The sequence below is a fragment of the Hyalangium minutum genome (genome assembly GCF_000737315.1).
Classification (GTDB): Bacteria; Myxococcota; Myxococcia; order Myxococcales; family Myxococcaceae; genus Hyalangium; species Hyalangium minutum.
The window spans coordinates 14,329-28,415 of record NZ_JMCB01000013.1 but is presented as its reverse complement, the minus strand read 5'-3'; the positions used below and the strand labels follow the sequence as shown (position 1 = coordinate 28,415).

Genomic DNA, 14,087 nt, shown 5'->3' with positions numbered 1-14,087 from the left:
TTTCCGCCGAGATGCCCCCGCATGGCTGAGACCACCCCCGCGACGAGCAACCGCTTCCCGCCGCAGATCCCCTTCATCATCGGCCAGGAGATCTGCGAGCGCTTCAGCTTCTACGGGATGCGGAACATCCTCATGGTGTTCCTCATGGACTACCTGCTGAGGAACGTGAACCCGGATCCGGCCATGCGGGAGGCCACCGCCAAGTCCCACTTCCACCTGTTCATGTCGGGGGTCTACTTCTTCCCGCTGTTCGGCGGGTACCTGGCGGACCGGTTCCTCGGGAAGTACCGCGTCATCTTCTGGCTGAGCCTGCTGTACTGCGTGGGCCAGTTCTGCCTCGCGCTCTTCGTGGACAACATCTACGGCTTCTACACGGGCCTGTTCCTCATCTCGCTGGGCTCGGGCGGCATCAAGCCCTGCGTGTCCGCCATGGTGGGCGACCAGTTCACCGCGGAGAAGAAGCACCTGGTGAAGAAGGTCTTCGCCATCTTCTATTGGTCCATCAACCTGGGCTCGTTCTTCGCCTCGCTCTTCATCCCGCTGGCGCTCAAGAAGTTCGGGCCCGCGGTGGCCTTCGGAATTCCCGGCGCACTGATGCTCGTGGCCACCGTCATCTACTGGGCTGGCCGGAATCACTACGTGATGATCCCGCCCACGGGACAGAACCCGCACTCGTTCCTCAAGGTCGTCCTCTCGGCGCTGCGCAACCCCAAGGAGCGCACACCGGGCCAGGGCTGGCTGTCGGCCGCGCGCAAGGATCACCCCCAGGAGGCCATCGAGGGCGTGCGCGCCGTGTTCCGCATCAACCTGCTGCTGATGCCCACCATCCCCTTCTTCTGGATGCTCTTCGATCAGAAGGCCTCCACGTGGGTGGTGCAGGCCAAGGCCATGGATCCGCAGGTGGGCGACTTCACCTTCCAGGCCAGCCAGATGCAGTTCATCAACCCCGCGCTGGTGATGATCCTCATCCCCGTGCTCGCCGCCGTGGTCTACCCCGCGTTCCAGAAGATGGGCTGGGAGCTCACCCCACTGCGCCGCATGCCGCTGGGGCTGGTGATCGGCGCGCTCTCGTATGTGGTTGCCGGCTACTACCAGGTCGTCATCGAGGGCGGCACGAAGCTCAACATCGCCTGGCAGATCCTCCCGTACATTGTACTCACGGTGGCGGAGATCCTCGTGTCCACCACGGGCCTGGAGTTCGCCTACACGCAGGCCCCGCGCGAGATGAAGAGCGTGGTGCAGAGCCTGTGGCTGCTCAACTCCACGCTGGCCAACGTGGCGGTGGCCATCGCCGCGTCGCTCAACATCTTCACGGGCTCGGCGCAGTTCTTCTTCTACGCGGGGCTGGCGGCGCTGGCGGGCGTGGGCATGGCGCTCATGGCGCGCGGCTACCAGGTGCGCGACTACTACCAGGAGGCCGCCCCCATCCCCGTGGGCGAGCGCGCCGCGCCGGACCTCGCGCCCAAGGGGGCGTGAGCGCCGAGGGTTCACTCGGAGCAGAACCCGGAGGAGCGCTTGACAGGGGTGTGACCTGACCGGTTCGATGCGGCACGCATGTCCGCCCCCCCCGCCTCTGCTGACACCCCCAAGGGCCACCCCCGGGGGCTCTACGTCCTCTTCTTCACCGAGATGTGGGAGCGCTTCAGCTACTACGGCATGCGCGCCCTGCTCGTGCTGTACCTGCTGAACTACCTGCAGTTCCAGCCCGAGGACTCCTCGGCCGTCTACAAGTGGTACACGAGCCTGGTGTACCTGACGCCGCTGCTCGGCGGCTTCCTGGCGGACCGGTTCCTGGGCCCACGGGTGGCCATCATCATCGGCGCGGCGCTGATGTCGATTGGCCACTTCCTCATGGCCTTCGAGCCGCTGCCCTTCTTCTACACGGCGCTGGCGTTCCTCGTGGTGGGCAACGGCTTCTTCAAGCCCAACATCTCCACGATGGTGGGGAAGATGTACACGCAGGGCGACGCGCGGCGGGACGGCGCCTTCACCATCTTCTACATGGGCATCAACATCGGCGCCTTCCTGGCGCCGGTGGTGTGCGGCTGGCTGCGCCAGAACATGGGCTCCAACCCGGGCATGGGCTTCCACTACGGCTTCGCCGCCGCGGGCGTGGGCATGGTGTTCGGCCTGGTCATCTTCCTGTGGGGACAGAAGTACGTGCTCCAGGCCGTGACGGCTGCGGGCAACCTGGGGGACATCATTCCTCGACAGCCTTCGAGCCCCTCGAGCCCGGCCTCGCCCGCCATGGAACCGGACGAGCAGCGCCCGGGTACGGAGGGCGTGGGCGCCGTCATCGCCCGGGTGTTCCCGTACCTGCTCTTCGTGTTGGCGACGCTGGTGCCGCTGCGCTTCATCTACCTGGCGGCCACGGGCCAAGCGCAGTGGACGAACGTCATCATGCCGGTGGCCTTCGCTGTCATCGGGGCGTGGATGGGCTTCACGCTGCTCACGGTGAAGGGGGTGGCGCGGGACAAGAGCACGGTCATCTTCCTACTCTTCACCTTCTCGGTGCTGTTCTGGATGGCGTACGAGCAGGCCGGCAACGCGCTCAACGTCTGGGCCGAGTACAACACCCACCGGAGCACGCTGGGCATGGAGCTGTCTGCCGAGTACTTCCAGGGAGCACCGGCGCTCTACATCATCATCTTCGCGCCGCTGTTCGCGATGATGTGGACGGCGCTGGCGCGACGGGGCCGCGAGATTCCCACGGCGGCGAAGATCCTGGCGGCGGTGGTGCTGATCGGGGCCTCGGATGTGGTGATGGTAGCCGCGGCGACGTCCGAGGACGCCACCGTGACGAAGGTGTCCCTGGCGGGAGTGCCGCAGCAGGTGAAGCTCGAGGAGCTGAACGCGGGCCGCTTCAGCTACGACCCGGCGACACAGGAGCTGTCCGTGCGCGGCGTGCTGGCGCCCTTCGCGGTGACGAACGCGCTCAAGCCGACGGTGGACCAGGCCTATCTGAAGCAGGTGGAGGCACTGGAGGCCGCGGTGGAGACAGCCGCGCCGGAGCACCCCATTACCTTCACCTTCGAGAGCCTGCCGCCGGGCTACATCTTCCCGCTGACGGACAAACAGGCAGAGGGACTCGTCTCGCAGTGGGACGCGGAGGCGCGCAAGGTGACGCTGGTAGCGCCGCTGAGCGCGGTGGCCAAGGCGCGGCTGGTGGGCGCGGGCGCGCAACCCGAGTGGCGCCAGGCCATCACCTCGCTGGCGGACAAGAGCCAGGCTGCTCGGGTCAGCGGACTCTGGCTGCTGCTGAGCTACCTGCTGGCCGTGTTCGGCGAGCTGTGCATCTCCCCGGTGGGCCTGTCGATGGTGACGAAGCTGGCGCCGGTGCGCTTCGCCTCGCTCTTCATGGGCGTGTTCCTGATGAGCAACGCCGTGGCGCAGTACGTGGGCGGTAGCCTCGGAGAGATGTGGGGGCGGATCGTCCCCACCCAGTACTTCGCCATCTTCGTCTACACGTCCGCGGTGGGCGCGGTGGCGCTGCTGCTCCTGCAGCGCCCGATCCGCAAGCTGATGCACGAGGTGAAGTAGCATTCGGCCAAGGCCGCCGGTGAACGGCCAAGCCCTCGGAAACTCGTCGGATTCCTCTCACCTACATCTGCTCTCCTCTCGGCTGATTGGGGTGCCTGTAACCGAATATCCCCTTCTTGCGTACTGGGAATTCGAGAGCAGTCACTCCCCCGAGAGCGAGCTTATGTCCCTCCGTTCCGAGAGCCCCCGCCGTTCCCCACCGATCCAGAAGCAGGTAGCACCGAAGGAGCTCCGTCGCCCGGAGCCGGTGAAGCCGCCCCCGCTCACGCCCGCCATTTCCCGCGCCGACACCTTCCAGTCGGCCCGCGCCAAGGCCCCCGTTGAGCTCAGCCCCACCCTCGCCCCTCGCGCGTATGCAGCCACCTCCGATACAGCGGCTCCGGCCGCTGCTTCCACTCCCGGAGCCGCCGCGGCGGAGCGTGTCCATGAGGCTTACGAGAACGCGTCTCCGGACGAGCGCGCCCGCGTCGCCGCCGAGACTCTGCAGCGCGAGGCCGAGGCCCTCAAAGAGGATCCCGAGGCGCTGGCCGCGCTCTACGAGGGCTCGCGGGAGACGATCGATCACATCGCCACGGATCTCGGCCGCCGCGTCTCCGAGAACGACGATGGCCAGACGCAGGAGACGCTGACCGCGCTCGCCAAGGCCACGGACATCCTCGGCTCCGAGGCGACGCAGCAGCTCGGCGAGTCTCTGGCCAAGGCCCTGCCGGAGCAGAGCGACCTGAACCAGTTCGACGATGCGCTCCACGATCTCGCCGAGCAGGGGCTGGGGCTGAACCTGTCCACGGCGGTGGTGTCCGAGCTGGGCAAGCTGGGTAAGTCCCAGGCGGCCAACGAGCTCACCGACGTGCTGACGCAGGGCATCTCCACCGCGCGCAGCCAGTTCGAGGAGGCGCAGGCCAAGGTGGACGAGCTCAATCAAGAGCTGGGCTACCTGGTGCAGAGCTATGGCGGCGTGCTCAGCCCGGAGCAGCTCCAGGCCGCGGTCGATGACTTCAAGGAGCGCCACCAGGAGGACTACGCCGCGCTGGAGCGCGAGGCCGCCGAGTTCTCGCAGGTGCTGAGCTCGGTGTCGCAGCTGTCCAGCGAGGGCAGCGCGGCCTCGGGCCTGTCCGAGGAGAACCGGAAGGCCGTGGAGGAAGAGGCCAACAAGGCGCTGGTGAACGTGTTCCCGCGGCTGGGTGACACCCAGGCGGGCTCCGAGGCCATCGCCCAGGCCCTGGAGGCGCAGGGCCGCGGTGAGCCCTCCTTCCTCGAGCAGGTGAACGGCCTGGCGCAGAACCTCACCGACGAGCAGGTAAAGGACCTCGCCAGCGACGAGACGGAGGCCGCGGGCTTCGCCGACCTCGTGGGCTTCCAGCAGGGCGTGGCGGAGACGCTCTTCAAGTCCGCCACCCTACACATCGCCGTGCACCCCGAGCGCTCGCAGGCGGTGCTGGATGGCCTGAAGACCCACGCCGCTCTGCTCGGGACGGATCCCACCAGGCTGCAGACGCTGGCGGATGACGTGACAGCGCTGGCCTCGGCCACGGACCCGGCGGAGATCCAGCGGCTCCAGGACAAGATCCGCACGCAGTCCGAGGAGCTGGAGTTCCTCGACCCGAGCACCCGCGCCGGGCAAGCCTTCGGCGCGTTCACCACGGTGCTTGGGGTGATCGGCGCGGCGGGCGATCTGGCCAACTGGAACGAGCTGGACTTGAAGGATCAGATCGGCGCCATCAGCGGCGCGCTCGAGACGGGGATCGGCGCCTACGAGACGATCCTCGGCGTGGCGGGGCGGGCGGCCTCCATCTCCTCGCTGGCGGGCCGGGCCTCCGGCGTGCTCGGAGGCCTGGGCGCGGTGCTCGATGGCATCAGCGCGGCGGAGGCTTTCCAGAACGGCGACTACGTGGGCGGCGCGGGCTACACCGCCACCGCGGTGGGCGGGGCCATCCTGACGGCGGCTGCGCTCTCCAACGCGGTGCCGGTCGCGGGGCAGATCGCCGCGGGCGTGCTGGTCGCGGTGGGCTTCGGCCTGCAGCAGTGGTCGCACGTGCAGGAGGCCAACAAGCACGAGGGCCCCGCGGAGGACTTCCTCAAGGGTGCGGGCCTGTCGCCCAAGCTCGCCGAGGAGCTGTCGAACCACACCGGTGACGGCTTCCCCGCGGGCCCGGCGCTGGCGGAGGTGGCCAAGGCGCTGAACATTCCTCCCGAGCAGCTCGTCGCGCACCTGGAGACGCTGTCCGAGGATCAGCTGAACCGGCTCATCGAGGAGGGCGTCCATCAGGTGGAGCTGGAGGGCGATGAGGATGATCGCCACTTCCCGCAAGCCGGTGACGACGTGGACCGGATCCGCGAGTGGGACCCGAACAGTGGCCAGCCGCTCCCGGAGCCGGACAGCATCGAGGGCCTTGCGCTGTGGCTGGAGCGCCAGGGCTATCTCCCGGCGGGCGTGCAGGTCCCGGCCTGAGCCATCAAGCGAGCCTGCGGGCCCGATCCACTCCAGCCGACAGGCTCTCGCTGCTCTGGATGGGCAAGCGCACCTCGCTGCGGGTGCCCTTGCCGTACTCGCTGACGAGGCGGATGGTGCCGCCGTGGCGCAGGATGATGCGCCGGCAGAGCGCCAGGCCCAGGCCGGTGCCCTCGCCCGCCGCGCGCGTGGAGAAGAACGGCTGGAAGAGCTTCTCCATGTCCTCGGGCTTGATGCCCACGCCCGTGTCGGTGATGGCCACCACGGCCATATCGCCCTCCCGCTCGGTGGACACCTTCACGTGGCCCGAGGAGCCCACCGCGCGCAGCGCGTTGTCCAACAGGTTCACCCACACCTGATTGAGCGAGCCCGGATCGCCCATGACGGGCACGGGGCAGCGGTAGTCGCGCTCGACCACCACTTCCTTGGGCACCCTCCACCCCAGCACATTGAGCGTGGAGTCCAGCGAGGCATCCAGGTGCACCGGCACCGGCTTGTCATTGGTGCGCACAAAGGACAACAGCGACTCCGCCAGATAGCGGATGCGCGTGCCACACTCCTCGATGACCTCGATCATCGCCTGCGCCGTGGCGGGGTCCTGCTGCGCGCCCAGCACGGCATCGCGCAGGGGCAGCAGCGCGTTCATCAACCCGTTGAGCGGGTTGCGCACCTCGTGGGCGAAGCCAGAAGTCAGCAGACCGGTCGCCGCCAGCCGCTCGTTCTCGGCGGCGCGCACAGCGGCATCCCTCAGGCGCAGCTGGGCCTCGATGCGGGCCAGCAGCTCGCGAGGAGAGAACGGCTTGCCCAGATAGTCGTTCGCACCGATGCCCAGGCCCTCAACTTTCTCGGAGACCTCCTGGCGAGCGGTGAGGAGGATGACGGGAATGTCCGCCGTGTCCGGCACGTCCCGGAGCTGGGTCAGCATCTGCAGACCGGACATGACCGGCATCATCACGTCCGAGACGATCAGATCCGGCCGCTCCCGGGTGGCGCGAGCGAAGCCCTCCTCGCCGTTCACAGCCTCCGTCACGCGGTACTCGGTGCGGAGCACACTGGTGACGAAGGCGCGGATCTCCGTGTCGTCCTCCACCACGAGGATGCGCGGGGCATTGGGCGGCGCCGTCTCATCGAGCAGCACCGACGGGGCCGGCTCGGAGGCCGCCCCTGGGCGGACAGCAGAAAGGCCCGAGTAGGAGCGGCGATCACGGCGGACGGGCAGCTCCACGACGCGGCGATCCCGGAGGTCCTCGCGGATGTGGTTGGTGCCCTTGGGGAGCTGGACGTGGAAGGTGGAGCCCTTGCCCACATCGCTCTTCACGCCGATGCGGCCCGAGTGCAGATCCACCGTCTCCTTCACCAGCGCCAGTCCGATGCCCGTGCCGCCGAAGCGCCGCGTGCCCGTGGAGTCCGCCTGGGCGAAGCGGTCGAAGATGACGGGGATGTCCTGGGGCGCGATGCCGGGGCCGGTGTCCACCACCTCCACATGCACGACGGCCTCGTCCTCCCGGATGCGCACGGTGACCGTGCCCTCCTGGGTGAACTTGAGCGCGTTGGAGATGAGGTTCTGGAAGACGATCTCGATGCGCTCCACGTCCGCGTGGATGGCGGTGACCTTCTCGCCCTCCAGCGCCAGCCGGATGCCCTTCTTCTCCGCCATCACCTTGAACGGCGACAGCAGCGAGTTCAGCAGGCCATAGAGCTCCACCGGCTGGTAGCGCAGCCGCGTCTTACCGGCCTCCATCTGCGCCAGATCCAGCAGGTTGTTGATGAGCTTGAGCAGGCGCTGGGCGCTGCGGTCCATCGTCGCCAGGTGGTTGCGCACGGGGCCGGGGATGGTGGCCGGATCGCGCTGCAGCAGCGACTCGAGCGACAGGAGGATGAGCGTGAGCGGCGTGCGCAGCTCGTGGCTCACGTTGTCGAAGAACTCGCTCTTGAGCCGGGTCAGCTCCTTCTGGGTGACGAGCGCCTGCTCCAGCTTGGCGTTGGCCTCGGTGATTTCACGCGTGCGCGCGGCGACGCGATCCTCGAGGGCCAGGTTGCTGCGGAAGATCTCGTCGTAGCGGCGCTCCAGGTCGCGCAGCGACTGGACGAGGCCCTCGTTCTGGGCCGCCAGATACTCGTCCTTGCGGCGCACCTCTTGGCGCGCATCGAGCCAGGCCCCGAACGAGGTGGCGCCCAGCGCAATGGCGGGCACCAGCACCGGCAGCGGCCCCAGCCCCAGCAGGCCCATTCCCGTGCCCACCGCCACACCGGCCAGCAGGCCCGCGCCCATGCGCCAGCCGCGCACTGGCTCGTGCCAAGCCAGCTCGTAGCGGCAGCAGTCCGCGCCACGGACCTGGCACTGCAGCTCCATCACCTGCGCCGGAGGCAGATCCCAGATGGTGGGCACGGAGGCGAACTGGGACATGCGTCCCTCACACAGGTGCCGGCTCAGCTCGGGATACTTGCTCTGGTACGAGATCACCATGTGGTGACTCGACAGCGAGTCGATGGAGACCTGGGCCACGCGGTTCAGCGTGGGGAACAGCTCGACGAGCTTGAGGTACACCGCCCGGGAGTTGCCGAAGGCGCGCACCACGTGGAAGAGGTAACCCACGGCCTCCGGCGTCGCGTAGAGCCGGCCCGCCTTGCGGCTGTAGTCCGGATCGCCCGTCTCCGCGACGAGCACTTCCACCAGCCGCTGCAGGAACTGAAACGAGACGAAGTTCGTCAGCGTGGAGACGTAATCCAACGACAGCCCCAGGTGGTGCTTCTGCCACACCTGGCGCAGGCGCTCCTCACCGTACTCCTTGCGGAAGTAGAGCAAGAGCACGGCCACCGAACGGACGCTCAGCTCAGGAGCGTCGTCCGGCACCTGCACGGCTTGCTGTGGCTGGCCTGGAATGGCCTCCGTCAACGCTTCTGTCCTTCCGTGATCAGGAGGACAGAATACTTCAACGCGTCTGGATCGGATAGAAGCGCCAGATAGCGCTGGCAGAAGGCCCAGTAAGCCTCCTTGCCTCCGAAGGCAGGGGCCACGATGGGCTCCAGGGCGGTGAAGCGCATCCGCCAGTCGCTGACCAAGCGGTCATCCGCGGTGCCCGCGACGACCCACAATGGGGACATGTGCACGCGGATGTGTTCCAGGCCCAACCGGCGGAAGAGGTGAAACACCTTGCGGCCCATATAGAAGTCGAACCCGGCCGCGCTCACCGCCGAGATGAACTTCCGGCTGTCCTCCTCGAACCCGTGAGGGACGGGCCAGTTGTGCAGCCCCAGGCCATCCACCTCGGAGATCACCAACCGCCCTCCGGGCCGGGTGACCCGGAGCAGCTCGGCCAGGGCCACCTCGGGGTCTCGCAGGTACTCGATGACGTACTGACACCAGACGTAGTCGAAGCTGTCGCTGTCGAGTGCCAGCTTCCGGACGTCCCCCTGGAGAAAGGAGCAGTGCGTCAGAGCCGCGCAGTGTGCGCGCGCCTCCTCGAGCCGCTGAGGGTGGAGGTCCACCCCCAGCACGCTTCCCTGGGCACCCACCAGGCCAGCCATGTCCGCGGTAATGACGCCAGGTCCGCAGCCGGCATCCAGGGCCTTCATCCCGGGCTTCAGGCCCGTGGTGCTCAGCTGGTGCTGCACCGAGAGCGCCCTCGCCTGCTCGGCGAGCCGACGGGACTCGAACTCGGACTCCATCAAATAAGCGCTCACGCGTTGCGGTCTCCATCCTCCGGCTTGCGCGCGGCGCGGTTCTGGAGGCGCTCGAAGACGGCGGCCATCAGCATGTGCCAGGTGCGAGCGACGCGGCGATGGACGGTCCACTGGGCCACGCGGCAGTGCCACCGGAACCCGAGCGCCACCAGCCCCTCCACCTCGTCATCCTGCACGAGCGCCAGCGCCGAGCGCTTGCCCTGCTCGCGGTAGTGCTCCACGCAGCGGGCCGCGAGCGCCTCACGCGCCTCGGCCGCCCGGGGGTGCGCCGGATCCGGCACGACGAAGGAGAACCCGGTGGTCATCTCCGGCCAGCTCAGGCCCGGCGTGGCCTCGTCCGCCAGCGCCAGGGCCAGCGGCCCCTGCTCCCCATCCACGACGAAGATGGAGCGCCCGCGCCGCAGCCCATCCTTGGCGTAGCGCGCGGAGAGCGTCTGCAGTTGGGCCTCGCTGGCGAGCAGATCATCCGCCAGCAGGCGCACCACCTCGCCACGCCCGCGGATGTGGGCCTCCAGCCAGCGCAGATCCTCCGGAGTGGCGGGCCGCACCGGGGGCAGTCCCTTGCGCGTGCGCAGCGGCTGGGTGAAGGACAGCCGCGTGTAGTTGAGGTTGCGCAGCTCCGTGAGCCCCTCGCTCGCCATGGAGCGGGCGATCCACCCGAAGATGCGATCGGGCCACTTGTTCTGGATGCGCCAGAAGATGCGCAGGTAGTTCAGATCCTCCTGGGCCTCGGCGTAGTCCACGCAGAGGGAGGACAGGTCCCGCGAGATGCTCTCGCCGCGGCGCACGGTGGGCAGCACCATGAGGTGCTGGATCATCCACGTGCGCGAGTGCGTCCTCACACCGGAGATGTGGCCCAGGAGCTTCGGCCCGTCGCAGTAGACGAACGTGCGCATCAGCCCTTCGCCGGCCTCGCCCAGCTTGCGGTGCGCATCCTCGAGCACCTGCATGTGGGGCCCCTCTTCGAAGGGGTAGTCCGGGTGGAACATGTGCACGGTCTTCGCCAGGTCCCAGACGTTCCGGAAGGGCTCGGCGCCTCCATCGCGCACCTGGGGGCAGCGGGCCTGGATGAAGGCGTTGATGACGGCCTCGCGGGCCTCGGGCTGCACGTTGAGCAGCCGCACACCGCAGCGGAACGGACGGGCCATGCCGCCCGCCGTGTGGTCGAGCAAGGCCGCGTTGTCGCGCACCTCCGCGCTGCAGCGCGCCTGCGTCCCGTCCGGCATCACCAGCATGAAGTCGTCGATGACGAGCCCCGCCGGGAGCACCTCGCGGGCCGCGTCGTACACGAAGGACAGCCCCACCGAGTGCAGGTCCATCACCGGGTGGATGATGCGCTCCTGGGTGAGCGGCGACACGAAGGAGACGGCGAAGGGCTGATCCTCCCCCGCCCGGAAGCGCGTGCTGGAGCGCCGGTGGTAGACAGACAGGCTGCGCGGCAGCGACAGGAGGAAGCCGCTCGGCTCGGTCCGGAGCACGGCGGCGAACCCCCGGTAGCTCTTGCCGCTCAGATCGAAGACCACCTCCACCACATCCCCGGCCGTGACGGACCAGTGCTGGGGGCCCTCGCACCGCAGCACCGGCCGGGCGGCGTCCTCGCCCTCGATGAGCGATGCAGCCAGCTCCTCCCGCCGCCGGACGCCCTGCACCAGCGTGCACTGGAGCAGGCCCTGCCGCACCGCGCGCCGCAGCACCGCGAGCACGCGCACCCGATCATCCAAGGTCGCCAGCTCCACGTACCCGATGCTGGCGCCCGGGCGCTCCATCTGGACGCCGACGCGGAAGAACGCATCGCCCTGCGAGCGCTCCAGTCCGATGTGCCGCACGAAGCCACCCACGGCGCGCAGCACCATCTTGCCGGAGCGCTCCACGCGCAGATCAAAGAGGCGGGTACCGGGCGGCAGGCGCTCGATGGGCGCATCCACCGGCAGCTTCAGCAGGAAGCCCTCGTTGCCGACGTTGAGGCACTGGGCCTGCAGCTGCAAGCCGTCCACCTGGAAGGAGGCCTCGAGCCCTACCGTGGGGATGCGCCGCGAGGAGCGCTGGCGCATGAGCGCACTCAGGTTGCGGCTCATCTCGTCCACGGGGAGGGTGGGATCCACGGTGTGGAACTCATGGCCCTCGGAGGCCACGTCCACCAGCTCACGCATGGCATCCGACTGTGACTTGGGGCACAGGAAGACGCGCATGGCGCGGGGCGCCAGCCGATCCAGATCCCGGATGAAGCGCCGGGCCTCCATCGCATCGGCAAGCACCACGTCGGGCACCCGCTCCGCCAGGGTGCGGGCCGCATCGTCTCGAGTCGAGACTGCGATGATTTGCCGGGGGGCCAGCGCCGCCACCAGGCCGGCGCGAACCATGGGGTCCGGGTGGACGATCAAGATCGACTGATCGTGCGCAACCATCAACACCTCCTGCTGCAGCGCGCACCTTCGGGGCTCAGCCAGGCCTGCCTCATCACAGCCTCTCCATGCATGCGCGCCAGGGACCGCCCAAGCAACCGCGGGGGGAGCGGGCCAGGGAACAAAGTCAGCGACGCGGCAAGGTAGCCGCTTTCCCCCGTGAAGAAAAGTTGCACCATTGGGTGCCATTCATGGGTGCCAATGAACGAAGTTGATACGTCTCGCGTACAAGGCATGCCTTCCGGATTCACCCGGGCGTCGAGCTTGATCAGGGAGAGCCACGCTTACGGAGGTTGGCCGCGCTTCCACCGTTCGATTAAATGAACGTCAGAGGAGATTCGATGGGCGGCGATACGGATTTCGAGGCGAAGATTCAGGAGCTCAAGCGCTCACTCAACGCTGTCATCCTGGCGCACTATTACCAGGAGAGTGAAATACAGGATGTAGCGGACTTCGTGGGTGACAGCCTCGCGCTGGCGCAGGCGGCGGCGAAGACGCAGGCGGATGTCATCGTCTTCTGCGGTGTCCACTTCATGGCGGAGACGGCGAAGATTCTGAATCCGACGAAGCAGGTGCTGCTGCCGGACCTCAAGGCTGGCTGCTCGCTCTCCGACCGCTGCCCGCCCGCGGCCTTCAAGGCGTTCAAGGAGAAGCACCAGGACGCCTTCGTGGTGAGCTACGTGAACAGCTCGGCGGCGGTGAAGGCCATGAGCGACGTGATCTGCACGTCCTCCAACGCGGTAAAGATCGTCAACCGCGCGCCAAAGGATCGGCAGATCCTCTTCGCGCCGGATCAACACCTCGGCCGCCATGTGATGAAGCAGACAGGCAGGGACATGGTGCTCTGGCCGGGCAGCTGCATCGTCCATGAGATCTTCAGCGAGAAGAAGCTCGTGCAGCTGAAGGTCGAGCACCCGGACGCCGAGGTGGTTGCCCACCCGGAGTGCGAGCAGGCGGTGCTGCGCCACGCGGACTTCATCGGCTCGACCAAGGGCATCCTCGACTACGTGGTGGCCAGCCCGAAGCAGAAGTTCATCGTGGTGACGGAGGCGGGCATCATCCACCAGATGCAGCTCAAAGCGCCGGGCAAGACGTACATCCCCGCGCCGCCGGATAACGGCTGCGCCTGCAATGAGTGCCCGTACATGCGGCTCAACACGATGGAGAAGCTCTACCGCTGCATGAGGGATCGGACACCGGAGCTCATCCTCCCGGCGGATCTGCAGGCGGCTGCGCGTGCGCCGCTGGAACGCATGCTGGAGTGGTCCTGACGCGTGGCGTCGACGCGGGCCCTCCGTGTTCTCCAACACAGGAAATCCCAACTCCCGGCTTGCACGCGAGAGGCGGGGGTGCGATGGAGACGCCGTGGGCTTCCGATTCCTTGCACTCCCCAGCCATCGCGTCGTTGACCACCCTCGCACTCAGCCGGATGAAGATCGTCTCGAGCCGGACCTCCCGCCCATCCATGAGGCTGTCGAGCGCGCGCTCGCGGGCGCCGAGTTCCGCGATGCGCGAGCCCGGGACCGGCTCCGCTCGCTGCTCCAGAGCGACCGGCCGCCGAAGCTAGGCTCGCCTGGCGTGGGCTTTGGCCCCTCGGCGGTGTTCGCCCAGCCTCCGGGAGATCTGCCGGCGCTGCTGCGCCTGGCGGATGAGCTGGAGGGGCTCGCGCGCATGGAGGCCGGTGAGCGCGCGCTGGTGTGGAAGTGCGGCGAGTGCAACGCGCGCTACGCCGTGCCGGTGGCGCTGGTGCGGACGGTGTCCATCCTCTGCGAGCGGTGCGGCACGCCGGTGGAGCTCAACCCCACGCGCAGCCTCGGCGAGGAGGCGCTGATTGATCCGTTCCTCGGGACGGTGAACCAGTGCCGCCGGGAGCTGGCCACGTTCTTCCGCGAGGCGATGGCTCGGGGTTGGCCCGTCCTGGTGTCCCAGGGCGGCGACGCCTCCGCGCGCGGCAAGGAGCCTGCGCGGGAGTAGGCACCCGCGGGCGGTCTCACCGCCGCGGGCTTACCGCG

Annotated in this window: 8 protein-coding genes; 5 read left to right on the top strand and 3 right to left on the bottom strand. The window is 68.1% G+C overall.

Features of this window, described 5'->3' with window-relative positions; translation table 11 throughout:
- The first annotated feature begins 21 nt into the window (after positions 1-21).
- The 3 genes from DB31_RS28955 (at position 22) to DB31_RS28945 (ending at position 5,989) form a co-directional block, all read left to right on the top strand.
- The gene (locus tag DB31_RS28955; protein WP_044193480.1) at positions 22-1,476 is read left to right on the top strand and encodes a POT family MFS transporter; all 1,455 of its coding nucleotides are present in this window, start codon (positions 22-24) and stop codon (positions 1,474-1,476) included.
- A gap of 78 nt (positions 1,477-1,554) precedes the next feature.
- Entirely contained in the window at positions 1,555-3,540 is a 1,986-nt protein-coding gene (locus DB31_RS28950) for a peptide MFS transporter (RefSeq protein WP_044193477.1), read from the top strand.
- Between the two features lie 163 nt (positions 3,541-3,703).
- The gene (locus DB31_RS28945; RefSeq protein WP_044193475.1) at positions 3,704-5,989 is read left to right on the top strand and encodes a hypothetical protein; all 2,286 of its coding nucleotides are present in this window, start codon (positions 3,704-3,706) and stop codon (positions 5,987-5,989) included.
- 4 nt (positions 5,990-5,993) lie between these two features.
- Here DB31_RS28945 and DB31_RS28940 read toward each other — a convergent pair whose 3' ends face one another.
- The 3 genes from DB31_RS28940 to DB31_RS28930 are packed head-to-tail and all read right to left on the bottom strand — an operon-like array spanning position 5,994 to position 12,078.
- Entirely contained in the window at positions 5,994-8,885 is a 2,892-nt protein-coding gene (locus DB31_RS28940) for an ATP-binding response regulator (protein ID WP_240486940.1), read from the bottom strand.
- On the bottom strand, positions 8,882-9,673 hold the full coding sequence (locus DB31_RS28935; protein WP_240486939.1) for a methyltransferase domain-containing protein: 792 nt from the start codon (positions 9,671-9,673) through the stop codon (positions 8,882-8,884). The genes DB31_RS28940 and DB31_RS28935 overlap by 4 nt, the downstream gene beginning before the upstream one ends.
- Positions 9,670-12,078, bottom strand: a complete 2,409-nt coding sequence (locus DB31_RS28930; protein ID WP_044193469.1) for a response regulator — start codon at positions 12,076-12,078, stop codon at positions 9,670-9,672. Before DB31_RS28930 ends, DB31_RS28935 begins: the two co-directional genes overlap by 4 nt.
- Positions 12,079-12,416: 338 nt before the next feature.
- Here DB31_RS28930 and nadA point away from each other — a divergent pair, with 338 nt between their 5' ends.
- Together nadA and DB31_RS28920 are read left to right on the top strand one after the other, a co-directional pair.
- A complete protein-coding gene (gene nadA, locus DB31_RS28925) occupies positions 12,417-13,346 on the top strand; it encodes a quinolinate synthase NadA (RefSeq protein ID WP_052420334.1) in 930 nt (309 codons plus the stop codon).
- 94 nt (positions 13,347-13,440) lie between these two features.
- On the top strand, positions 13,441-14,049 hold the full coding sequence (locus tag DB31_RS28920; protein ID WP_044193463.1) for a hypothetical protein: 609 nt from the start codon (positions 13,441-13,443) through the stop codon (positions 14,047-14,049).
- Positions 14,050-14,087: the final 38 nt, after the last annotated feature.

Excerpts from the sequence above, each read along its gene's own strand:
- DB31_RS28955 (WP_044193480.1), top strand. The coding sequence starts at position 22 with ATGGCTGAGACCACCCCCGCGACGAGCAACCGCTTCCCGCCGCAGATC.
- DB31_RS28950 (WP_044193477.1), top strand. The coding sequence starts at position 1,555 with ATGTCCGCCCCCCCCGCCTCTGCTGACACCCCCAAGGGCCACCCCCGG.
- DB31_RS28945 (WP_044193475.1), top strand. The coding sequence starts at position 3,704 with ATGTCCCTCCGTTCCGAGAGCCCCCGCCGTTCCCCACCGATCCAGAAG.
- DB31_RS28930 (WP_044193469.1), bottom strand. The coding sequence starts at position 12,078 with ATGGTTGCGCACGATCAGTCGATCTTGATCGTCCACCCGGACCCCATG.
- nadA (WP_052420334.1), top strand. The coding sequence starts at position 12,417 with ATGGGCGGCGATACGGATTTCGAGGCGAAGATTCAGGAGCTCAAGCGC.